This is a genomic window from Streptomyces sp. NPDC014907, assembly GCF_055562975.1.
Genome location: NZ_JBVHEG010000004.1, coordinates 361,225 through 383,937, shown reverse-complemented (window position 1 = coordinate 383,937; position 22,713 = coordinate 361,225). Strand labels below are relative to the sequence as shown.

Below are 22,713 nucleotides of genomic sequence, written 5' to 3'. Positions count from 1 at the left end.
CGCGCGGCACCCCGCCCCGGCCCGGGACGGCGCCGCCCGCCGGGGCGGCGCCCGGGACCGTCACGGTTCCGGGACCCGGTACCCGAGGGGGGAACATGTCCGCAGCGCCTCGTCGGACGAACGGACGGCCGCACACCGGCCGGCACATGATCGTGTGCGGGGACGACGCCCTCGCCCACCGGATCGCCGCCGAACTCGCCGACGTGTACGGGCAACCCGTCACCCTGGTGACACCGCCGCCGCCCGGCCTCGCAGGGGACGGGCACCCGCCCGGGGGCCTCTCCCGCGCCTCGGCGCTGCTCGGCCGCGTGGGCGCGGCGGTCGGCCGCCCCGGAGCACCGCCCGGGGACGTCCCCGACCCGGCCCCGCTCCCGGGCGTACGGGAGACGACCGCCGCCGCGCCCGGCGAGCAGGCCCTCGTGGAGGCGGGCGTGGGACGGGCCGAGGCCCTCGCCCTCCTCTACGAGGACGACGAGGTCAACATGCGGGCCGCGTTCCTCGCGCGGCGCCTCAACCCGCGTGTCCGCCTGGTCCTGAGGATGTACAACCGGAACCTCGGCCGGCGCATGGCGGAGCTGCTCGACCAGGCCACCGGCCTCACGGTCCCCGAGAGCGTGCGCGGCCGGCACGACACCTCGACCGTCGTCCTGTCCGACGCGGACACCGCCGCCCCGGCGCTCGCCGCCACCGCCGTCGCCGGGACCGGCGAGATCGTCCAGGCCGACGGGCTGCTGCTGCGCGCCGCCGAACGGCTGCCCGCCCGCCCCGGGCGCCGGGCCGCCCCCGGTCTCGCGACCCTGGCCCTGCTGTCGTCCACGACCAGCGACCCCGCCGGCGCCGAGGGCTCCGACCGCAGCGGCCCGCACGCGCCCCGGCTCCTGCCCGACGACGCCGCGGTACGGGCCGCCGCCGACCGGGGCACCGTCGTCCTGGAGGCCGTCGGCCGCGAACCGGCCGCGTCCTCCGGACGGACGAGCCGGGGGGCCTCCTTCAGGGAACTCCTCTCGCCCCGGCTGCGCCGGGCCCTCGTGAGCGCCGTCGTGGCCGTCACCGTCCTGGCCGCCGTCTCCTCGGCCGTCACGGACGGCCCCCCGTCGCACGCCGTCTACATCACCCTGCTCGACCTGTTCGCGATCGCCGAACCCGCCGTCGGCGACTCCGTCCCCCGCCAGGTCCTCCAGCTCCTCACCGGGCTCGCCGGCCTCGCCCTGCTGCCCCTGCTGGTCGCGGGCGCCCTGGAGGCGTTCGGCGCCTACCGCAGCGCCTCCGCGCTGCGCCGCCCGCCGCGCGGGCTCACCGGCCACGTCGTCCTGCTGGGCCTCGGCAAGATCGGCACCCGTGTCCTGGTCCAGCTCCGCGCGCTCGGCGTCCCCGTGGTGTGCGTGGAGGACGACCCCGACGCGCGGGGCGTCGCGCTCGCCCGCCGGCTGCGCGTCCCCGTCGTCCTGGGCGACGTCACCCAGGAAGGCGTCCTGGAGGCCGCCAAGGTCCACCGCGCGCACGCCCTCCTCGCCCTCACCAGCGCAGACACGACCAACCTGGAGGCCGTGCTGTACGCGCGCACGCTCGCGCCGGAACTGCTCGTCGCCCTCCGCCTGTACGACGACGACTTCGCCACCGCCGTCCACCGCACCCTGCGCGCCGCCCACCCCGGGGCGCTCGTCCGCAGCCGCAGCGTCTCCACCCTCGCCGCGCCCGCCTTCGCCGCCGCCATGATGGGCCGCCAGATCCTCGGCGCCGTCCCCGTGGAACGCCGCGTGCTGCTCTTCGCCGCGGTCGACGTCGCCGGGCAGCCGCACCTGGAGGGGCGCACGGTCGAGGAGGCCTTCCGCCCCGGGGCCTGGCGCGTCCTCGCCCTCGGCACCACCACCCCCCGGGCCCGCCCCGACCTCGCCGCCGCCCACGACGGAAACGATTCGCCGGGCCTGTTGTGGGACCTCCGCCCCGGCTACGTCCTGCGCCCCGGGGACCGCGTCGTGATCGCCGCCACCCGCGCCGGCCTCGCCGAACTCCTCGAACCCCCCGGCCCGTTCCCCGGCCCCTGAGGTCACCCGGCCCGGCGCGCGGGCCCGGCGCCGGGCCGGCCGCCGCCCCGGTGCGGTCACCGGCATCAAGGGCGCGTGAAGACTGCCGGACGACGGCAACGCGAACGACCCGGCGGCCGTGCCGTACGGCCGGCAACCCGTACACCGGGGCCGGGCGGGACTTCCGCGTGCCGACATGCTCGCCAACCGGGCCGGCGTGTGGAACCTCGGCGACGTGCCGGCCGGCAAGGAGGACGTCTTCGCGTTCGGCTTCGTGGAGAACGCCCTCACCTCCCACCCGGTCCTCGCCCCGCTCGCCGGCCGCGACCGGGCCGACCTGGAACTGCTGACCCGCCCGGCGGCCGGCGACCCGGCCGTGCGGTCGCCGCCCTCGGCCTGCTCGCCGACCGCGTCGCCGCCGTCGAGGCGGCCATCGACCGGGCGGTGGACCCGCACCGCCCGCCGGGGGTGCACTGCCCGGAGGTGCGGGACCCGGCTCGCCCGGCGCCGCGGCGGTCTCCCCCTCGCACCACCGCCCGTAGGGACGTGCGGGGCGCGGGACCACGCCGGGCCCCGGGTCCGCTGTCACCCCGCCCGGCGCCCCGGCAGGAAGGCGACGGCGAGGACGGTGCTCGGCGGCGCGACCGGGCACGGGGGCTATCATCGCGCTTAATTATTGAAAATGGAACTACACGGTTCGGGAGGGTCTCGCATGAGCCAGGTGAAGGTCGAGGTGCTGCCCGCGCGGGACGTCCCCCTGGGCGGCCCCCGGGCGATGACCGTACGGCGCACCCTCCCGCAGCGGGCCCGGACCCTCATCGGCGCCTGGTGCTTCGCCGACCACTACGGACCGGACGACGTCGCGGAGTCCGGCGGCATGGACGTGGCCCCGCACCCGCACACGGGCCTGCAGACCGTGAGCTGGCTGTTCGACGGCGAGATCGAGCACCGCGACAGCCTGGGCAGCCACGCGTTCGTGCGCCCCGGTGAACTGAACCTCATGACGGGCGGCCACGGCATCAGCCACTCGGAGGTCTCCACCGCCCGCACCACGGTCCTGCACGGCGTGCAGCTGTGGGTGGCCCTCCCCGGGGAACACCGGGACACCGCCCGGGACTTCCAGCACTACGTGCCCGGCACCCGCCGCCTGGACGGGGCGACCCTCAGGGTCTTCCTCGGTTCGCTGGCCGGCGAGACCTCCCCGGTACGGACCTTCACCCCCCTCCTGGGCGCCGAACTCCTCCTCGACCCGGGCGCGTCCGTCACCCTTCCCGCGGACCCCGCCTTCGAACACGGCCTGCTCGTCGACCGGGGGGACGTCCGCTTCGCCGGAACGCCCCTGCGCCCCGCCGAACTGGGCTACACCGCCCCCGGGGCCGACGCGCTGACCCTCGCGAACACGTCGGACGCCCCCGCCCGCGCGGTCCTGCTGGGCGGCCCGCCGTTCGAGGAGGAGATCGTCATGTGGTGGAACTTCGTCGCCCGGTCCGGCGACGAGATCGCGCAGGCGCGGAACGACTGGGAGAACGGCACGCGCTTCGGCGAGGTGCACGGCTACGACGGCGCCCGCCTGCCCGCTCCCGAGCTGCCCACCGTTCCGCTGAAGCCGCGCGGGCGAGTGCGCTGACCTGGAGAAATGCGGGGGTGGGGCGGCGGTGCGGTCACTGGTGGCCGCCATGCCGGGACCTCCGATCCGCTGCCTGACCCGGGTTCGGGGGCGGGCGTCCGCCGGGTCCGGGGAGAGGATGGCGAGTCGCGCCTTCGGATGCCTGTGACAAGGTTCGACCGGATCGATGCTGACCTTTTGCCGACTTTCCTGACGGCTCGTCAGGCGTGTCGTGCGGGAGTCGGCGCCCCTTCGTTCGACCTCGGCACGCGATGGTGGCACTGGTGTACCCGCGCGAGCAGGTCACCCTGGTGAAGATCGCTGAACGAGCACCGGGTCCGCTGAAGGTCCTGCGCGAGGCAGACCCCGACTTCGTCTTGCTGGACGACGCCCTCGCCGAGTCCGGCCGGATCGGCGACTTACGCACGGACTACCCCCACAAGCCCAGTCGGCACGGTGTGAACGTGCCGGCGGTCACCGATCCGGACAGCCGGCCGCTGTGGCTCTCGCCCGCGCTACCGGGCCGGGCCATGCCTCGCGCCCTGGCGGTCCCGTCTCGCACTGGTCGCGCCGCCTTCACCGCGCGTTTGATCCGGACCGGGCGGAGTGCTGTCGAGACTCATGGATGTCCGCTGTCGGGAACTCGTGAACGAAGTACAAGTCCATGATCTGACTATTTGGCGTCGCCGCAGGTCAGGGGCATCATGTGCCCCCCTCAGGTCAGCAAACGATCAGCATGCGTCCCGGACGTGTCCCCGCTTGCTGACCTGCGACCGACAGTGCGGCGCCTGAGCAGGTTCTTGGGCAGGAACGGGTGGTTCACCGATGGCTCGACGGCTCGCCCCCGGCATGGGGTCCTTCTTGGACCGTCTCACCACATAGGGCACGGTCTTAACGAGCCCTTGAGATGAAATCTCAAGGGCTCCTGGGGAACGCGCCTTCGCTCAGCTGAAGTCCTGGCGCATCCTCCGCCGAGCCCGATGCTCCACCCGCCGTGTCGGCACCGTCGCCCAAGCCGTCCACACCTTGCTGACCTGCGGTTATTCAGGATGAAAGAGGCTCACTGATGCCTACGCTGGTCCGCCCCCGCGTAGGCAGGCGGCGCTGGGGGAGCGGAAGGGGCCGGACGGCACCATATGCGCGCCCCCTGAGTGATTCCGTTGTGCGCTGCGGTATGTGCCGCACGCAGAAACGCTTTCTCTGGCCTCTATGGGGTGATGGGAGCAAGAGCATGTCTCAGCGTCCCTGCGGTCTGGGCATGCTCGTTTCCGCACGGTCGAGACGCCCTGCAATGTGTGCGCCGGCGATGCCGGCATGCATGCCCGGCAGCTGCCCGCGCGGAAGGCAACGGAACTCCGCACTGCGTTCACGAGAGGACAATGGGAATGTTCCAGAGTTGGGAAGACTTCAGGCAGGCGGTGGTCGATGCCCGCCCTCTGTACATCCGTTCGGCCGGCAGTGAAGAGGACAGAAGGAGCCTCGAAGCCGCCTTCTCCGAAGAGCGCGTACGCGTAGCCTTCAACGTCTACAAGGCCGCCCAGTGGGCCGTAGAAATCCAGAACATGGGGCTGATCGCCGGAAACCGGCTGGATCAGGACGAAGTGATTGCCACGGAAAAGATCCCTGGCATCGACTCCGAGGTGATCAAAAACTTCAAAACCATGAGCGAGACCACTGAGCGCGGGACAGGGCAAGTCCTGGACTCCAGCAAGTGGACGATCCTCGTGAACGATGCCTGGTTGCTCGGCGGCGCGCACTACATCGCACAGTTCTTCCTCGCCTCCCCCCGCACCAGAGAAAACCTTTACCGAACGGTGCGTCCTGACTGGTTCAAGAAAAGCAGGAAATTCAGGACCGGCTTCACCGTTTTCTCCCGCGAGCTGATTGGTCTCAAATCGTGCGGCTATGAATTCGAGAGCCACCGGACAACCGGAGAGATCGCCTATCTCCCCCAAGGGGCTGACCATCCTGGATCTCTCACCTTTTCCACGTACCAGGAAAGGGTGAACCACTACACCGAGGACAACAGGTGGCTCTCCTTGGTCGACCCCACCCGGGGCTGAAGCCCCGCCCGCGCACATGAGAAGTACGCGGCCTGCCCGAAACACCTCTCGACGGCCGCTGTGGACAGTGCAGCGTCGGCGGCCCCGGACCGGCTTGTGCCGAAGCAGACCTCGAGCGGCTGCGGTGAGCGGGCCGACCGAGCTGCACGAACCCGGCTGGGCCCAGTCCTCGCACCCCGGACCGGGCGCAGGCCCGCTCAGGTCCGGGCATGGTGTGGGCAGGTCCACCAGGTCCTCCCGCGCCCCCGCTTCTGCCCTCCGATCGGTCGGCACCCGTCCGGGGTTGTGCTCAGGCCGATCAAGGCCCGCGGACGAACGGGTGTGCCGCGTCATGTCCGCCCGCGCGGAGCGGTTGGCCGGCAAATGCCGGCCGAGCGGTATGGGGACCGGTTGATCAGGGCTTCAGCCGTGGAAGCGGCAGCATGTGACGAACAGGCCCAGGCGTGTCAAGAACTGCGCCGTCGCACCTATACCGATCGGGGGAACCGGACGGGGTACGGGATTGCGGACGGCCTCTGTCAGGAAAAAGCCGAGGTAATGCAACTCGGGATAAGTGAGGTACCTGAGCATGCCCGTCACTCCCATCACGAGCGTCGTCCAGTTCCGCAAGATCATCAATGGCTCCAAGCCCGTCGTCATCGACTTCTGGGCGACCTGGTGCGGCCCCTGCAGGCAGATCAGTCCGGTGCTGGAGGGCATCGCGAACGAACCGGACAACTCCGGCATCGACTTCTACAAGGTGGACGTCGACACCCAGAACGACATCGCACAGGAAGTCGGCATCAAGGCCATGCCGACCTTCATGCTGTTCAAGGACGGGAACAAGGTCGGCGACTTGGTCGGAGCCAACCCGGCCGGCCTGAAGCGGCTTGTCCAGCAGGGCAACGCCCTGTGAGACCATCGAGGCCCGCACCACTCGGTGGTGCGGGCCTCGGCTGCCTGCCTGGCGGGTCAGACGCGTTCCGGTGTGCCGAGGCAACGGTGGAGTCGTGCCACCGCAGCGGCGAGCGCGACCAGGGCGGGCGGAGCGTCGGGGTCGAGGGTCTCGGGGCGGGGAGCATCTGTGATGAGCCGGGCCTTCACCGGTGGTCCGCCCGCGCACCACGTGCACACGGCCTCGGCGAGGTCTTCGACGGCCCGGATCGCCGCGTGTCCGGGGGCCTGTGCGGACATCTGGTCGATGCCGCGGTACAGGCTCGGCAGGTGTCTCCAGGCCGCGACGGCCCGCCGGGCCGGCGCGGAGAGCCGGTCGCTGTCGACGGTGGGCGGGGCGGGGGTGAGCGCGGCTGCCACGAGATCGTCGGCGAGCGGCCCGGGACCGGGCCGGGTGGACAGCCGGATGGCGGCGGTCATGGTCGCGGTCGCGGTCGTCGCTGCGATCGCGCAGCGCAGGACGTCGTCCGGCCCGGGCGACATGGGAGTGGTCAGGTGCAGGACGATGCGAGCGGACTCGACACCGTAGAGAGGCCAGCCGCAGAGGTCGGCGAGAGCGACGTGCCGGGCCCTGTGGGCCGGACCGGCGGCCGCCAGCTGTGCGGCGGGCTGAGGGCGGCCGTCGTCGTCGCAGGTAAGCAGGGTCCGGGCGGCGCTCTCCAGTCCGGCGCTCATCGCCATGATCTGTCCGTCCAGCACCGTGCGGCACGCCTGGATGAGCAGTGCGGCCAGGGGTAGGGATCGTCCCTCGTCTTCCTCTTCTTCCCCGTGGGATGCGGGTGTCCGGCCCATGTCGGCGTCTTCTGCCACGGTCGCGGTCACTCCACGGAGTCGATGTCGGCCACCTTGTGGCTTGTGGTGTCGATGAGGTGTCCCCAGAACTGATGGGCCTTCCCGTTCCAGTCCTGGGCACCATCGTTCCACGCGCTCTTCGTGGTTCGCGAGTTTTCGCGCCGCTCAATGCGTCCGATCTCATAATTGAATTGTTTAAGAAAACCGGTGATCTCGTCCGTGTATTGTGGATAGCGTGTCCTTGACTTCCAGGCGAGCCGAGCTTTCGTCAGCGCATCAGACGCAGACTTGTACGCCCGAGAGAGTAGTCCTACCTGCACTTGATCGGGGAATGCATTCACCTGCTTGCGCAGTTCGTGCAGTGCTTGCGTGCACTTGGCTTCCATCCCCGCGACGTCGAAGCGGAGGTCTTCCAGTTCCCCTCCGTGCACCAGTGCGTCCCACACCTCCTTGGCCGCTGCGGCCAGTACGTCCTGCGCGTTCCAGGACTCGCGGCTTAGCACGGACAGATTCCACATTCCGCGGATCTCAGTGGCGATCTTGTTGTAGCGGCCCAGGGCTGCGGTGATATCGTCCGGCTCCTTGTAGTCGCGAGCGGTGCAGCCCTGCGCGACGGCCGCCTTGAGCCGGCGCAGCCGTTCGGGCAGACCTGCCAGGTCCAGTGAAGCAGCGGCGAGTGCGGTGGCGGCGGACTCGAACCGGTCTTGTAGCTGTTTCACGGGGGGCGGGCCGAACTGGGCGACCGGCGCACCGGGCAGGAGGGCGTTCCACACGGCTGTGGCGGTGGCAAGGAAGGTCTGCCGCATCTGCGTCATGGACTCCGGCTCGGTATGCCGGTCGATCCAGGCCAGCTTCCCGCACTCGGCGTTCCAGTTCTGGTGGAGCTGGGGGATCTTCTCCGGCTGCCCGTCGCGGAAGGCGCTCACCGCGTCCGTGACGCTTTCCTTGAGCTGCCACAGCTGCTGCAGAAACCTTCGCACTCCCACGGCATTCCCCGTGGAGCCGTCCTGGTTGACGGCGTCGATCAGTTTGGTGGCGACTTCCCGGAACGGTTCCGCTTGGTCCAGGACTTGGTACCAGAGGTGGTCACGGTCACTGACGGCGGCGTCAAGCAGCTGTGTCAGTCGGCTGCTGCCCAGCAGATCGCGTTGCTTGAGGGTGGACTCGATGGTCATGACGGCATTGCCGGCGTCCTTGTGGACGATCCGCCCCTTCAGCTTGGGCGTGGTCTTCTGCGCTGCCGGTGTCTCGCCGCCCGCGGTGGAGGCGTCAGCGGGCTCGGTTTCGATGTCCTGGCTGATCAAGTGCAGGCTCATGCTGATCGCGGCTTTGTCGATGCTGAGTGTCGGCGGGCTGACCAGCGACAGCAGCGGCACGGTGGCGTGCACGGTGCGCACTCGCGGACCGGCCTCCGTCGCCTCGGTGCGCTGGTAGGCAAAGCGGAACGGCTTGGCGGTGCCGTCCTTGTCGAATCCGAGCTCCTTGACCAGCTCGACCGCTTCACGCGCGGCAAGATCCTGCCCGTGGACCACGGCCTGATACGCCGCGCCGAGCAGTGAGCCGACCGGGATGTCGTCGTCGCTCATCGCGCATCCCCCGCGACCCCGGCCGGGACGATGTGGTGGCGGCCGTTGACCTCGAGCCGCTCCACCGGCCGGTTGCGGACGGTGAACGACACCGTGTTCACATGCGTGGCCTCGGCGAGGGCCTGCGGGTCGACGGCGATGCGGACTTCCTGTCCGGCGTCGCTGGAGTCGGACGACGGAGCGACCTGATCGGCCACGAAGGAGACGGTGAAGGTGACGTCGTCAATGGCCATCTGCGGCTGGATACCCACACAATCGCTGTCCGGCTCCTGGGCGCGGCGCACCGCCTGATCGGCGTCGGCCACGGCCTGCTGCAGACCCTGCACCAGCAGTCGCATCGTCAACTCGCTCATTGAGTTCCTCGGTTCGGCTCATTCCCGGTTCGCGGCCCCATTCTGACGGCGGCAGCGACCAGCACCCCCCACGACACCGCGAGCAACCCGAACGAAGGAATACGAGAAACGATCCGGGCACGGCACACGCCCCTCGTGCCGGCGTGAACGCCGGATGCCGCTTGCGGCAGGGTGCGGCACCGGCACCGAGATGTGCAGCACCGCACCCGGCCTCCGCAGACGAATACGCGAGGATCCGACGCCAGCCCCCAGTATTACGATCCGTTGTTCTCTTCTTTCTTTTTGTTTTCCCGCTGGACGGTGACGGCGTTCTCGGTCAGCATCGTCAGGATCTTCTCCATACCGGCCGGCATCGGTCCTTGCTGAGCCTCCACATGGACCTTCATCGACGCACTGCGGTTGACCGTGTCCGAACTCGAACTGCTCGAGCTGTAACTGGCCTTCACCGAAGCCGTGACACCCCAGAAACCGCCACCGGCCGACGCCTCGCCACCGAGTGTGCTCTCCTGCTTCCGCGCCGAGGCCGAGTCGACCTTCACATCGAAGTCGAGCGTCACCTGGGAGAGCTGCAGATAGGGGATTGGCACCACAGCAAGGAGCGGCACCTCCACATTCGTCACCACCCTCTTCTCCGGTGTGGTGGTCTGATCAGCTTCTCCGTGCTCCGCCGATTCGTAGGAGAACTTCACCATTTTGGCTTGGTTCTTGTCATCGAAGCCGACGTTGTTGATGAACTGAGCGGTCTCATTCGCGGCCATCGCGCTGGCCCGGATCACGCCCTGCAGCGGCCCGCCGATGATCTGCTCGAACGGCAGCGACAGCTCCGCCCCCAGATCGACCGGCGGCTTCGGGTCATCGCCGGGCACGGAGGGAACGTCCGCCACGAACGGTGCGGACTCCGCACCGCCAGAGGCACTCGGAGCCGGCCTCTCGGCTGTCGCCTTCGCCGCCGCCACCGTCTTTTTCACCGCCGCCGTCTTCCTCGCCGGACTCGTCTTCTTCGCCTCCGCCATCAGACACTCCCTCCACCAAGTACTGGATCTTGAGACGATCTTCTGCCGCAGCCGCTCCGGACCTCCCTCCTGACACGCCACGGCCCCCCGTACGGGCGCACAGGAACGAACAATGACGCCGAAGGCGAAGTCGTAGCAGGCTGAGCCGGTCCACAACCCTCCTAACGGCAATCAGCCGATGTGGGTTGATCATGAACCGTCAAGCATGCCGACCTGCCAGTGAGTCAGCGCTTCCGCCTGCAACTGACGCATGTCGTGAACCGCACTCGCGTGCAGCGCCCTTACTGATCGTTTCAGAATGAGTTGAGCCGTGGGCCTTGCGCTTGACGATCTTGGTCGGCAGGGTGTCCGGCGTGCGTGCTGATCTTGTTCCGGATGACCTGTGGGAGCGGGTGGCCCCGCTGCTGCCTCCCGCCCCCGAACGGCGCCATCGCCACCCGGGGCGGCTGCGTGTTCCCGATCGAGTAGCGCTCGCCGGCGTCATGTACGTACTGCGGACCGGTGTCGCGTGGCGTGACGTCCCCGCAGAGGCAGTGGGCTGTTCCGGGGTGACGGCCCGGCGCCGACTGCGGGACTGGACCGAGACCGGCGTCCGGCCGCGCCTGCACGCCGCCCTCTTGACCGAGCTTCGCCGCGCCGGCCTGCTGGATCTGGACGACTGTTCCGTGGACGGATCACACGTCCGGGCGCTGAAAGGGGGGACCACGTCGGACCCTCGCCCGTCGACCGGGCCCGCTCTGGTTCGAAGCACCACCTGATCGTCGACCGTCACGGAACCCCGCTCGCCGTCACGCTCGCCGGTGGCAACCGGCACGACGTCACCCAACTCCTGCCCCTGCTCGACGCCGTTCCGTCGATTCGGGGTCTGCGGGGGCGTCCCCGCCGCAAGCCCCGGCGCCTGTATGCCGACCGGGGCTACGACTTCGACAAGCACCGCCGCCTGCTGTGGAAACGCGGCATCAAGCCGATGATCGCCCGACGCGGCGTCGCTCACGGCTCCGGACCGGGCAAGGTGCGCTGGGTCGTCGAGCGCGCCTTCGCCTGGCTGCACCAGTTCAAACGGCTCCGCACCCGCTACGAACGACGCGCCGATCTCCACCAGGGCCTGCTCGAACCTGCCTGCAGCCTCATATGCCTGCGCCGCCTGCGCACCTCATCCTGAAGCGATCAGCTAGCGACACTGAACCACCCTGGTGGCACCTCGGTCAGAAGCGGTTGAAGGGATCGCACGGCGGTCCGCAGGTCCTGATCCGTGACGTCAAGAGGCTCAGGCAGGCTCAGCCCGTACCAGCGCAACCGCCAGAGGTCGAAGATCTCGCTCCCGTCGGGTGCGAAGTCGACATCGACCTCGATGCCGTCGTCACTGACGAAGCGGCACCCGGCCCCATGAACCGAGTAGGAGTAGGTGCCGACCCGCCCACTCCGGTTGATGATCCTGTGCGAACGGACCAAGCCGAGGACATCTGCGAGTTGCTCAAGCGAAGGGATCGCCGCCCTCATGGCCGCGTCAACTGCGTTCAGAGCGTCGACGTAACCAAGCACGAGCCCTCGTGCATCCCTCACCCGTCCCATACGGCGTCATCCCCCCTGAGCCCGTGGTTGAAGGGGATTGTTCCATGGGGCGCCAGCGTCTCCGCAGGGCGGCATTCTGAAACGATCAGTAACCCCGAATGCGCGGGGAGCAGAGCGACCACCGGATTGTTGCCGGACCTCAGCAGGGACCATCCCCGCGTGCGCGGGGAGCAGGCCCGGTCCGGCCGGCCGGACGCCCAGCGGGAGGGACCATCCCCGCGTGCGCGGGGAGCAGCCGAGCGGCTGCCCCGGCGGAACCCCCCATTCGGGACCATCCCCGCGTGCGCGGGGAGCAGGCCTCGGTCAAGCATCCACACGCTGGCGGCTCTGGACCATCCCCGCGTGCGCGGGGAGCAGCCGGACGTGACCCGGTACACGTCGATCGTCCCGGGACCATCCCCGCGTGCGCGGGGAGCAGGGCTACGTCGTCACTCTCGACCAGCTCGACCGGGGACCATCCCCGCGTGCGCGGGGAGCAGGCGCTCCTGGCCCTCTCGGAAATGCCAGAGGCGGGACCATCCCCGCGTGCGCGGGGAGCAGATCGTGACGTACTTCTTCGCCGGCTGCGTCGGCGGACCATCCCCGCGTGCGCGGGGAGCAGGACGCCTACGACACCGCCCTGGCCAACGCAAGGGGACCATCCCCGCGTGCGCGGGGAGCAGGAGAACGGCACTCAGGTCTTCACCCACCAGGCGGGACCATCCCCGCGTGCGCGGGGAGCAGCAGAAGGCGTCGAGGAGGCGGGGGCGGTCGTGGGGACCATCCCCGCGTGCGCGGGGAGCAGAAGTCCGACGTCCTCGGCGGCCTGACGATCCGGGGACCATCCCCGCGTGCGCGGGGAGCAGATCCTGCACCAGCTCACCCCTGCCGACACCCCGGGACCATCCCCGCGTGCGCGGGGAGCAGGGACCTTGGTGCCGGCGTTGTAGCTCATGTGGGGGACCATCCCCGCGTGCGCGGGGAGCAGCCCGAAGGACTACGGCGGATTCGCCTTCGGCATGGACCATCCCCGCGTGCGCGGGGAGCAGAAGCCGCCGCCGCCCTGCTACTGCTGTGCGGAGGGACCATCCCCGCGTGCGCGGGGAGCAGGCGTTCCGGGAGAGCATCGGCGCCCCGTGCCCGGGACCATCCCCGCGTGCGCGGGGAGCAGACTCGTTGACCTGCGTGTTCTTGCGTGGGAGTCAACGGTTTGAACCAACTTCGCTGAAGTTCTCATATCAGTCAGATAGGGTCAAAACCCTGTACATCGCAACATCTGCGTCCCACTTCATATGCCGTTTCTCCTCGAGCCAACCGCTCTTCATGGTCACATGACTGGGAGGGATCATCAGGCTTGCGAGATGGAAAAGTGCCGAATGGCTGACGTGAGTCGTGTGGTTGTCATTTGATTCTCGTGTGAGGAAAGTGTGCGCGAGTCAACGTCGACTCGTAGGCAAGATGTTGTCGCCTGCTGCCCGGGTGGTGTGGGCGAAGTACGAGCGGGCGGATGACGGTTGGCTGCCGTTGTGGCGGCACATGGCCGACAGTGCTGCGGTCGCCGGCCTGCTGTGGGACCGGTGGCTGCCGGAGCGGGTGCGGCAGATCGTGTCTGCTCCGCTGCCCGGCGGGGCTGATGACGGGCGTCGTCTGGCGGTGTGGCTGGCCGGGGTGCACGACATCGGCAAGGCGACGCCGGCGTTCGCCTGTCAGGTGGACCCGTTGGCGGATCGTATGCGTGCCGCCGGGCTGGAGATGGCGACGCAGCGGCAGATGGGGCCCGACCGCCGGATGGCTCCGCACGCGCTGGCCGGGCAGTTGCTGTTGCAGGAGTGGCTGGAGGAGCGCCAGGGGTGGCCGGGGCGGGTGACCGCGCAGTTCGCGGTCGTGGTGGGCGGACATCACGGGGCTCCGCCGGACCATCCGCAGGTTCACGATCTCGACACGCATCCGGGTTTCCTGCGTACCGAGGGGTCGTGCGAGGAGGCGTGGCGGCGGGTGCAGGAAGAGCTGCTGGAGGCGTGCGCCGATGATTTCGGTGTGCGCGGGCGGCTGCCTGTCTGGCGTGGGGTGAAGCTTCCGCAGAGTGTGCAGGTGCTGCTGTCGGCGCTGGTGATCGTGGCTGACTGGATCGCCAGCAACCGGGACCTCTTCCCCTACTTCTCCGACGGCGCGTCCGCCACGGAGGTAGAGCGGGCAGAGGCGGGCTGGTCCCGGCTGGACCTGCCCGAGCCGTGGCGGCCCGGGGTGCCGCAGGAGCCGGTGGGCGAGCTGTTCGCCTCCCGGTTCGCCCTGCCGGCCGGCGCGCGGCCACGCCCAGTCCAGGAGGCTGCCGTGCGGATGGCCCGGGAGATGGCTGTTCCGGGGCTGGTGATCGTCGAGGCGCCGATGGGGGAGGGGAAGACGGAGGCCGCGCTCGCCGCGGCCGAGGTACTGGCCGGGCGTGCCGGGGCGGGCGGGGTGTTCTTCGCCCTGCCGACGATGGCGACGGGGAACGCGATGTTCCCGCGTCTGCTGGCTTGGCTGGACCGCCTTCCCGCCGGGGAAGGGGAGCGGCTGTCGGTGCGGCTGGCGCACTCCAAGGCGGCGCTGAACGAGGACTTCGCCGCGCTGAAGGCCGGTGTGCGGCAGCGTATCGCCGCGGTGGATCTGGACGGTGAAGGCCGCGTGCCGGCCCCCGGGGCCCGGGAGCAGTCGTCGCCGGCCGAGCTGGTCGCACATCAGTGGCTGGAGGGGCGGAAGAAGGCGATGCTGTCGTCGTTCGTCGTCGGGACGATCGACCAGCTGCTGTTCGCGGGGCTGAGGAGCCGCCACCTCGCCCTGCGGCACCTGGCGCTGGCGGGCAAGGTCGTGGTGATCGACGAGGCGCACGCCTACGACACCTACATGAACGCCTACCTGGACCGGGTGCTGGCCTGGCTGGGGGAGTACGGGGTGCCGGTGGTCGTGCTCTCGGCGACGCTGCCGGCCCGCAGGCGCCGGGAGCTGGCGGCCGCGTATGCCGGGGTACGAGCGCAGGATGAGGACTTCGCCGCGGTGGAGGAGGCACGGGGGTACCCGTTGCTGACGGCGGTGGCGCCCGGGCACCCGCCGCTGCAGGAGGTTCCCGCAGCGTCCGGGCGCGGTTCGAGCGTGTGTCTCGAAGCGCTGGAGGACGACCTGGAGGTGCTCGCCGACCGGCTGGAGAGCGAACTGGCCGACGGCGGGTGTGTGCTGGTCGTGCGCAACACCGTCGTCCGTGTCCTGGAGACGGCGAAGGCGCTGCGTGAGCGTTTCGGTCCGGGGCATGTCACCGTCGCTCACGCGCGGTTCATCGACCTGGACCGGGCGGAGAAGGACGCCGATCTGGTCCGCCGCTTCGGTCCCGGGTCCGCTGCCCGGCCCGGTCGGCACATCGTGGTGGCCAGCCAGGTCGCCGAGCAGTCGCTGGACGTGGATTTCGACCTCCTGGTCACCGACCTGGCCCCCGTCGACCTGGTCCTGCAGCGCATGGGCCGCCTCCACCGTCACCCGCGCGAAGACCGCCCCCAGCGGCTGCGTGCGGCCCGCTGTCTGCTGACGGGGGTCGACTGGGCCGACGAGGTGCCTCCCCGGCCGGTCCGGGGCTCGGAACTGGTCTACGGCCGTTATCCGCTGCTGCGTTCCCTGGCCGCCCTCACCCCGTACCTGCACGGCACGCCATCCGTGCCGGGGGTGGGGGAGGAGCCGGCGCCTGCTGTGCGGCTTCCGCAGGACATCAGCCCGCTGGTCCAGGAAGCGTACGGCGAGGCGGACGAAGCCCCCGCGTCCTGGGCGGCGGTCCTGGCCGAGGCGCGGGAGGCGCACCGGCGGGTCCAGGCGGACAAGGAAGCGCGGGCGGACACCTTCCGTCTTTCCGCGGCAGGCAGGGCGGGGCGGTCCCTGATCGGCTGGCTGGGTGCCGGAGCGGGGGACGCCGACGACACCCGGGCCGGGCGGGCGCAGGTCCGTGACAGCCAGGAGAGCCTGGAAGTCATCGTCGTGCAGCGTTTGGCGGACGGGTCGCTGACCACGGTCGACTGGGTGGGCGGCGGGCGCGGCGGGCTGCCGCTGCCGCAGGACGCCGTCCCCGCCCCCAGGGCGGCGAAGGCGGCGGCCGCGTGCGGACTGCGGCTGCCTCTGCAGCTGTCGCAGCCGCGGATCATCGACCGGGTCATCGCCGAACTCGAGGAATTCTGCGTGCCCGCCTGGCAGAGCAAGGACAGCCCCTGGCTGGCAGGGGAGCTCATTCTCCCCGTACAGGCCGGCTGTCAGACCCAACTGGCAGGCTACGCGCTCCAGTACAGCCACGACGAGGGACTCGAGGTACGGCGTGAGGGATGATCCGGCACTGGCAGAAGGCCACCACGGGCGAAGGACCTCCTTCGACCTGACGGATGAGCCGTGGCTGCCGGTCCTGCTCCTGGACGGCACTGAGACGGAGCTGTCCCTGCGTGAGGTGTTCGCACGGGCCCGGGAGATCCGGCGCCTCGCCGGTGACGTTCCCACCCAGGACTTCGCCCTGCTACGGCTGCTCCTGGCGATCCTCCACGACGCCCTGGGCGGGCCGCGGGACCTCGACGACTGGGCGGAGCTGTGGGAGGACGGCGAGCCGTTTGCCACGGTGGCCGGCTACCTCGACGAGCACCGCGAGCGCTTCGACCTGCTGCATCCTGTGCATCCGTTCTTCCAGGTGGCCGGGTTGCGCACGGCGAAGGACGAGGTGTTCGGGCTGAACCGGATCGTCGCCGACGTCCCCAACGGGCACCCGTTCTTCACCACCCGCTTCCCCGGGGTGGAGCACGTGCCGTTCGCGGAGGCCGCACGCTGGGTGGTGCATGCCCACGCCTTCGACACCTCCGGCATCAAGACCGGGGTGGAGGGGGACCCGCGGGTCAAGAGCGGCAAGGCATACTCCCAGGGCGTGGCGTGGGCGGGGAACCTGGGAGGAGTCGCCGCCGAGGGCAACGACCTGCGCGAGACGCTCCTGCTCAACCTCATCGCCTCGGACCGCGACACGAAGGGCGATCTGCCGGCCTGGCGGCGCCCTGTGTGCGGGCCGGGAGCCGGGGACATCGCCGGACGGCCGGACGGAGTGAGGGACCTCTACACCTGGCAGTCACGCCGGATCCGCCTCCACCACGACGGAACCCTGGCCCGCGGCGTGGTCCTCACCTACGGCGATCCGCTCGCCCCGCAGAACATGCACGAGCAGGAGCCGATGACGGGCTGGCGGCGCAGCACGGCACAGGAGAAGAAGCTGGGCCGGCCGCTGATCTACATGCCGCGCGAGCACGACCCGTCGCGTTCGGCGTGGCGCGGCCTGGAGACGCTCGTCGTCCCCCGCAACCAGGACACCTCCGCACGCGGCGAGGCCCCCTCCGCGCTGCGGCCCGGCGTCGTCGACTGGCTGGCACAGCTGATCAACGAACGAGTGCTGCCGAAGGAGGCCCTGATCCGCGTCCGGACGTGCGGCGTGGTCTACGGCACCCAGCAGTCCGTCATCGACGAGATCACCGAGGACGAGGTCGCGATGTCGGTCGTGCTGCTCAGCAAGAGCGACCGGCGGCTGGCCCAGGAGGCGGTGGACGCGGTCGCCGACGCGGAGAAGGCCGTGAACACGCTGGGCGATCTCGCCTCCGACCTCACCAGTGCTGCAGGCGGCGAGTCCGACGCGGGCCGCAGCACCGCCCGCCACGCGGGGTTCGCCGCACTCGACGGCCCCTACCGGAACTGGCTGGCAGCCCTGGGGCCCGGCGCCGATCCCCGGGAGCGGCGCACCGCATGGCAGCACACCGTCCGGCGGGAGATCAGCCGGCTCGCCCAGGAACAGCTGGCCGGCGCGGGCGAGGCCGCCTGGGAGGGCCGGGTCGTCGACCAGGCCAAGGGCCCGGTGTGGCTGAACACCGCCTCGGCCGACCTGTGGTTCCGCTCCCGCCTCAAGCGGTGCCTCCCCCTGGCCCACGAAACGGCCCCTTCCGAGAGCTCCCCTCCTGATCTCCCCGGGAACACCCCCTCGCAGCCCGACGCCGCAGACGGCTTCGACGCCGAACCCCGCCCCCCGTCCCCGAAGGTGCCCCGATGACCACCACCCCCACCACTCCCCTCCGACCTCCCGCCCCCGCCGATCCGGTTGCCGAGGTGGTCCGCAGCGAGATCGGCCGCCTGCAGCAGGGCTACCTGTCCGACCGGTCCGAGGCGGTCGCCGCCCTCGCCCGGCTGCGCCGCGGCGCCGGCAAGGACACCGCGACGATCCCGGACCTGTGGGGACTGCTCGACACCGAACCGCTCCACACCACGCCGGGAACCCGCCCCGACGAGGCCGAAGCAGCCGTGTTCACCGCCATGACCCTCTACGCCCTGCACCAGCAGTCCCGCAGCACCGCCATGCACCGCACCGGCGGCGACGAACTGGGCGCGGCCGTACGCCGGCTGATGCCACCGGGCGAGATCGACGAACCCGTACGCAAACGCTTCGTCCGGGCCGGCAGCGCCCCCACCCTGAGCGTCCTGGCCGCCCGCCTGCGGGAGATCACCCTGCTGCTGCGCGGTGAGGACCTCAGCCTCGACTACGTACTGCTCGCCGGGCAGCTCTACGCCTGGCAGCTCCCCGGCGGCCGGGACCGGGTGCGCCGCTCCTGGGGCCGCTCCTTCCACGCCCACCGCCCGCCCAAGAACACCGACGCCCCCGCGCGCACCCCCGATGAGAACGACCAGAAGGACGCCTCGTGACCAGCCGCATCATCCTCGACGTACACGCCCTGCAGAACGTCCCGCCCAGCAACATCAACCGCGACGACACCGGGGCGCCCAAGACGGCCGTCTACGGAGGGGCGATCCGGGCCCGGGTCTCCAGCCAGGCGTGGAAGCGCGCCACCCGGAAGACGTTCCAGGACCTGCTGCCCGCCGGTGAACTGGGCGTGCGCACCAAGCGCGTGGCCGAACTCCTCGCCCCGCGCATCACCGCCCTCCTCCCCGGCATCGACGACCCCCAGGCGTGGGCGCTTGCCGCCGAGGTCCTGCAGACCGCCACCGGCTCCAAGATCGAACCGCCCAAGCGGAAGGTGGACGCGGCGAAGAAGAACGGCGAAGCTGCCCCCGCGCCGGAGTCCTCCTACCTGATGTTCCTCAGCGCCCGCCAGCTCGACGCCCTGGCCGAGCTCGCGGTGGAGGGCGCCGGCGACGTCAAGGCGTTCTTCAAGGAGAAGGACAACAAGGCCCGGGCCAAGCAACTGGCCAACACCGAGCACTCCGTCGACATCGCTCTGTTCGGCCGGATGGTCGCCGACACCGCCGACATCAACGTCGACGCCGCGGCCCAGGTCGCCCACGCGCTCAGCGTTCACCGGGTGGAGAACGAGTCGGACTACTTCACGGCCGTCGACGACCACAACACCGAGGCCGAACCGGGTGCCGGCATGATCGGCACGGTCGACTTCAACTCCGCCACCCTCTACCGCTACGCCGCCCTCGACGTCGACCTCCTCGAGAAGAACCTCGGCCACGGCCTGGACCCGGACGCATCGCCCGCCACCCCCGTCCGCCGGGCCGTGGAAGCCTTCCTCGCCGGCTTCGTCTCCTCCCTGCCCACCGGGAAGATCAACACCTTCGGCAACCACACCCTCCCGGACGCCGTCGTCGTCAAGCTGCGCACCACCCGCCCCGTCAGCTTCGTCTCCGCCTTCGAAAAGCCCGTCAGCGCGGACGTCGACGGCGGCCACATGGAAACGGCCTGCGCCCGCCTCGCCGACTACATCCCCGAGATCGAGCGGGCCTACGGCGACGAGACCACCGACACCTGGGTGCTGCGGATCGGCCCCGCCACCCACAAGCTCACCGGCATCGGCACCGAGGTCCCCAGCCTGACCAAACTCGTCGAAACCGCCGGCGCCGCGGTCGCCGCCCGCCTGGAGCAGCGCGGATGAGCGTGCTCACCCTGCAACTGGCCGGCCCCCTGCAGTCGTGGGGGGCCTCGGCCCGCTTCGCCAGCCGCCGCACCACCGAGAACGCCCCCACCAAGAGCGGCGTCATCGGCCTGCTCGCCGCAGCCCAGGGCCTGGAACGCGACGCCGACCTGTCCGCCCTGGCCTCCTTGCGCTTCGGCGTGCGCATCGACCAACCCGGCACCCGGCTGCGGGACTTCCACACCGCCCACCACGGCGACACCGCCATGCCGCTGTCGGAACGCTTCTACCTGGCCGACGCCGTGTTCGTCGCCGCTCTCAGCGGTGAGCACGCCCTGCTCACCGAACTCCACACGGCCCTGCGTACCCCGGTCTACCTGCCCTTCCTCGGCCGGCGATCCTGCCCCCCGTCTCGGCCGGTCGAACTCGCCGTCCACGAAGGAGCCGAACTCGAGGACGTACTGCGCGAGGAGCCCTGGAGAGCCGCCGAGTGGTACCAGCAGCAGCGCCGTCACGACACGACGGTCACCCTCACCACCCTGACCGAACCCGCCCCCGGCACCACGACCCCCTCCACGGAGGACAGCACCATCGGGGACACCCTGCGCGACCAGCCACTGAGCTTCGACCCCCGCCACCGCCGGTACGCCCTGCGCACGGTACGCACCTCCACGGTCAGCGTGCCCAACCCCTGCGCCCGGCCCCGCCGCCGGCCGCCCGCCCACAATCCCGTCGGCCACCTGGAAATCGCCTGATGTTCCTCACCCGCTTCCGCGTCAACACCGCACGCTCCCAGGCCCGACGGCTGCTGTCCTCACCGCAGTCCACACACGCCGCCGTCATGTCGGCCTTCCCCGACCTGCTGCCCACCGACACCGACGCCCCGCGCGTCCTGTGGCGCCTGGATCGGGCCGCCCCGGCCCAGGTCCACCTGTTCATCGCCTCACCCACCCGCCCGGACCTCACCCACCTCGTCGAACAGGCCGGATGGCCCGCACTGGCCACCGAACAGGCCCGGGGATGGACCACCTACGACTACGCGCCGTTCCTCGCCGGCCTCGACAAGGGCAGCACCTGGAACTTCCGCCTGACCGCCAACCCCGTCCACAGCGTCCGCAACCGCGACGGCGCCCCCACCAAACGCACCGCCCACCTCACTCCCCGCCACCAGGTGGCCTGGCTGCTCCAGCGCCAGGAGGCGGGCGGATTCCGCGTCATCGAGAAACCGGCGGGCAAACAGCACACCGAGTTCGGCGACACCCACCAGGTGGCCGTCAGCGACCAGCGCACCCTGGACTTCCCCAAACGCGGCGCGAAGGGCCGCGTGAACGTCAAAACCGTCACCTACGACGGCCGCCTGGAGATCACCGACCCCGACGCCCTGCGCCGCCTGCTGACCACGGGACTGGGCAAGGCCAAGGCGTACGGGTGCGGACTGATGACCCTCGCCCCCACAGGTGAACGATGACGCAGACCGTCGGCAGCAGAGCGCTGAGCAGTCCGCGCGAACTGACACGCGTCGCGGACCGTTCCTCCTTCATCTACCTCGAACGCTGCACCGTCCACCGGGGCGCCAACGCCATCACCGCCGAAGACGCCGAGGGCACCACCCACATCCCCGCCGCCACCATCGGCACCCTCCTGCTGGGACCCGGCACCCGCATCACCCACCAGGCCATGAGCGTGCTGGGGGAATGCGGTGCCGGGGTGGTCTGGGTCGGAGAGAACGCCGTGCGCTACTACGCCGGCGGCCGGGCCCTCACCCGCTCCTCCGCCCTGGCCGAAGCCCAGGCCGTCGCCTGGGCCAACCAGCGCACCCGGCTGGACGTCGCCCGCGCCATGTACCGTCTGCGCTTCCCCGACGAGGACCCCTCCGGCCTCACCCGCCGAGGACTCCTCGGACGGGAAGGGGACCGCGTGAAGGACTGCTACCGCAAGAACTCCGAACGCACCGGGGTCCGCTGGCGCAAACGCCAGTACGTCCCGGGCGACTTCACCGCCGGCGACACCGTCAACCAGGCCATCACCGCGGCCGCCCAGTGCATGTACGGCATCACCCACGCCGTCGTTGCCGCGCTCGGATGCTCACCGGCGCTCGGATTCGTCCATTCCGGCCACGAACTGTCCTTCGTCCTGGACATCGCCGACCTCTACAAAACGGAGATCGGCATCCCTCTTGCCTTCGACATCGCAGCGGAATCCGACGAAGACCCCGGCCCCCGCACCCGCCGCGCCCTACGCGACCGCATCCACCAGCTCGGCCTTTTGGACCGCTGCGTCACCGACATCAAAGGTCTTCTCCTGCCACCTGGAACAGAAGCATCCGGAATCACGGTCGCGGACAGTGACATTGACCGGGTTTCCCTCCAGTCCGACCACGACCAGCTGCTTCCCTCCGGTACCAACTACGGGGACGAGGACGGCTGGTGACCGTCATCGTCCTCACCAACTGCCCGGCAGGACTGAGAGGCTTCCTCACCCGCTGGTTGCTGGAGATATCACCCGGCGTCTTCATCGGCGACCCGTCCGCCCGTATCCGGGACATCCTGTGGGACGAGGTCCGCCAGTACGCCGACCAGGGCCGGGCCCTGCTCGCCCACACCACCAACACCGAACAGGGCTACACCTTCCGCACCCACGATCACAAATGGGAACCCATCGACCATGACGGCCTCACCCTCATCCACCGTCCGGCCCCCCGCCCTGTGGAAGCCCCGGCGAAGCCGGCCCAAGGGTGGAGCAAGGCGTCGAAGCGTCGGCGCTTCGGCAGGAAGTGATCACGTAAACGCCCGTTATGTAATGAAGGTCGGACTTCTAAAAGCTTGCTTGAACAGGCGCATCACCGACTAAAAATCGCAGATCAGCGAGTCTGCTCCCCGCGCACGCGGGGATGG

General features: G+C 70.3%; 18 protein-coding genes, 3 pseudogenes and 2 CRISPR repeat arrays (1 of these 23 only partly in view). Of the genes and pseudogenes, 16 read left to right on the top strand and 5 right to left on the bottom strand.

Annotated elements, in window-relative coordinates:
• Nucleotides 1-95 precede the first annotated feature (95 nt).
• The 7 genes and pseudogenes from ACZ3IL_RS13950 (at nucleotide 96) to trxA (ending at nucleotide 6,588) form a co-directional block, all read left to right on the top strand.
• Nucleotides 96-2,045: an NAD-binding protein gene (locus ACZ3IL_RS13950; protein WP_467389948.1), complete on the top strand. Its 1,950-nt coding sequence runs from the start codon at nucleotides 96-98 to the stop codon at nucleotides 2,043-2,045.
• Between the two features lie 125 nt (nucleotides 2,046-2,170).
• A pseudogene (locus ACZ3IL_RS13945) lies at nucleotides 2,171-2,409 on the top strand (AAA family ATPase); the annotation flags it as partial.
• Nucleotides 2,410-2,736: 327 nt separating this feature from the next.
• Nucleotides 2,737-3,651 carry a pirin family protein gene (locus ACZ3IL_RS13940; protein WP_467389946.1) on the top strand — a complete coding sequence of 305 codons (915 nt, stop codon included), beginning with the start codon at nucleotides 2,737-2,739 and terminating at the stop codon, nucleotides 3,649-3,651.
• A 215-nt stretch (nucleotides 3,652-3,866) separates the two neighbouring features.
• A pseudogene (locus tag ACZ3IL_RS13935) lies at nucleotides 3,867-4,157 on the top strand (IS5/IS1182 family transposase); the annotation flags it as partial.
• Between the two features lie 391 nt (nucleotides 4,158-4,548).
• Nucleotides 4,549-4,683: pseudogene (locus tag ACZ3IL_RS13930) on the top strand (IS5/IS1182 family transposase); the annotation flags it as partial.
• Between the two features lie 332 nt (nucleotides 4,684-5,015).
• Nucleotides 5,016-5,693 carry a hypothetical protein gene (locus ACZ3IL_RS13925; RefSeq protein ID WP_467389944.1) on the top strand — a complete coding sequence of 226 codons (678 nt, stop codon included), beginning with the start codon at nucleotides 5,016-5,018 and terminating at the stop codon, nucleotides 5,691-5,693.
• A gap of 568 nt (nucleotides 5,694-6,261) precedes the next feature.
• Entirely contained in the window at nucleotides 6,262-6,588 is a 327-nt protein-coding gene (gene trxA / locus ACZ3IL_RS13920; RefSeq protein ID WP_467389942.1) for a thioredoxin, read from the top strand.
• Between the two features lie 56 nt (nucleotides 6,589-6,644).
• Here trxA and ACZ3IL_RS13915 read toward each other — a convergent pair whose 3' ends face one another.
• From ACZ3IL_RS13915 to ACZ3IL_RS13900, 4 genes are all read right to left on the bottom strand, one after another.
• Nucleotides 6,645-7,325, bottom strand: a complete 681-nt coding sequence (locus tag ACZ3IL_RS13915) for a hypothetical protein (RefSeq protein ID WP_467389940.1) — start codon at nucleotides 7,323-7,325, stop codon at nucleotides 6,645-6,647.
• 119 nt (nucleotides 7,326-7,444) lie between these two features.
• On the bottom strand, nucleotides 7,445-9,004 hold the full coding sequence (locus ACZ3IL_RS13910; protein WP_467389938.1) for a DUF2589 domain-containing protein: 1,560 nt from the start codon (nucleotides 9,002-9,004) through the stop codon (nucleotides 7,445-7,447).
• On the bottom strand, nucleotides 9,001-9,357 hold the full coding sequence (locus ACZ3IL_RS13905) for a hypothetical protein (RefSeq protein ID WP_467389936.1): 357 nt from the start codon (nucleotides 9,355-9,357) through the stop codon (nucleotides 9,001-9,003). Before ACZ3IL_RS13905 ends, ACZ3IL_RS13910 begins: the two co-directional genes overlap by 4 nt.
• 254 nt (nucleotides 9,358-9,611) lie before the next feature.
• Nucleotides 9,612-10,370: a DUF2589 domain-containing protein gene (locus tag ACZ3IL_RS13900; protein WP_467389934.1), complete on the bottom strand. Its 759-nt coding sequence runs from the start codon at nucleotides 10,368-10,370 to the stop codon at nucleotides 9,612-9,614.
• Between the two features lie 353 nt (nucleotides 10,371-10,723).
• Between ACZ3IL_RS13900 and ACZ3IL_RS13895 the strand changes: the two genes are divergently transcribed.
• A protein-coding gene (locus ACZ3IL_RS13895) for an IS5 family transposase (protein ID WP_467389932.1) occupies nucleotides 10,724-11,532 on the top strand; the annotation gives its coding sequence in 2 pieces (ribosomal slippage) (nucleotides 10,724-11,063 and nucleotides 11,063-11,532; 810 coding nt in all).
• Nucleotides 11,533-11,537: 5 nt separating this feature from the next.
• Here ACZ3IL_RS13895 and ACZ3IL_RS13890 read toward each other — a convergent pair.
• Entirely contained in the window at nucleotides 11,538-11,912 is a 375-nt protein-coding gene (locus ACZ3IL_RS13890; RefSeq protein ID WP_467389930.1) for a DUF6896 domain-containing protein, read from the bottom strand.
• 175 nt (nucleotides 11,913-12,087) lie between these two features.
• Nucleotides 12,088-13,092: direct repeats of the CRISPR family, unit length 29 nt; unit sequence GGGACCATCCCCGCGTGCGCGGGGAGCAG.
• 308 nt (nucleotides 13,093-13,400) lie between these two features.
• Here ACZ3IL_RS13890 and cas3 point away from each other — a divergent pair.
• The 8 genes from cas3 to cas2e are packed head-to-tail and all read left to right on the top strand — an operon-like array spanning nucleotide 13,401 to nucleotide 22,596.
• Nucleotides 13,401-16,259, top strand: a complete 2,859-nt coding sequence (gene cas3 / locus ACZ3IL_RS13885; protein ID WP_467389928.1) for a CRISPR-associated helicase Cas3' — start codon at nucleotides 13,401-13,403, stop codon at nucleotides 16,257-16,259.
• Nucleotides 16,249-18,000: a type I-E CRISPR-associated protein Cse1/CasA gene (gene casA, locus ACZ3IL_RS13880; protein ID WP_467389926.1), complete on the top strand. Its 1,752-nt coding sequence runs from the start codon at nucleotides 16,249-16,251 to the stop codon at nucleotides 17,998-18,000. The genes cas3 and casA overlap by 11 nt, the downstream gene beginning before the upstream one ends.
• Complete coding sequence (casB, locus tag ACZ3IL_RS13875; RefSeq protein WP_467389924.1) at nucleotides 17,997-18,647, top strand: type I-E CRISPR-associated protein Cse2/CasB; 651 nt, start codon at nucleotides 17,997-17,999, stop codon at nucleotides 18,645-18,647. Before casA ends, casB begins: the two co-directional genes overlap by 4 nt.
• Nucleotides 18,644-19,840: a type I-E CRISPR-associated protein Cas7/Cse4/CasC gene (gene cas7e / locus ACZ3IL_RS13870; protein WP_467389922.1), complete on the top strand. Its 1,197-nt coding sequence runs from the start codon at nucleotides 18,644-18,646 to the stop codon at nucleotides 19,838-19,840. The genes casB and cas7e overlap by 4 nt, the downstream gene beginning before the upstream one ends.
• Entirely contained in the window at nucleotides 19,837-20,574 is a 738-nt protein-coding gene (gene cas5e / locus ACZ3IL_RS13865) for a type I-E CRISPR-associated protein Cas5/CasD (protein ID WP_467389920.1), read from the top strand. Before cas7e ends, cas5e begins: the two co-directional genes overlap by 4 nt.
• The gene (gene cas6e, locus ACZ3IL_RS13860; RefSeq protein ID WP_467389918.1) at nucleotides 20,574-21,287 is read left to right on the top strand and encodes a type I-E CRISPR-associated protein Cas6/Cse3/CasE; all 714 of its coding nucleotides are present in this window, start codon (nucleotides 20,574-20,576) and stop codon (nucleotides 21,285-21,287) included. Before cas5e ends, cas6e begins: the two co-directional genes overlap by 1 nt.
• Nucleotides 21,284-22,249, top strand: coding sequence for a type I-E CRISPR-associated endonuclease Cas1e (cas1e, locus tag ACZ3IL_RS13855; protein ID WP_467389916.1), 966 nt, complete (start codon nucleotides 21,284-21,286; stop codon nucleotides 22,247-22,249). Before cas6e ends, cas1e begins: the two co-directional genes overlap by 4 nt.
• Nucleotides 22,246-22,596 (top strand): type I-E CRISPR-associated endoribonuclease Cas2e, encoded by a 351-nt coding sequence (cas2e, locus tag ACZ3IL_RS13850; protein ID WP_467389914.1) that lies wholly within the window; start codon nucleotides 22,246-22,248, stop codon nucleotides 22,594-22,596. Before cas1e ends, cas2e begins: the two co-directional genes overlap by 4 nt.
• A 92-nt stretch (nucleotides 22,597-22,688) precedes the next feature.
• Nucleotides 22,689-22,713: direct repeats of the CRISPR family, unit length 29 nt; it runs 309 nt beyond the window's last position.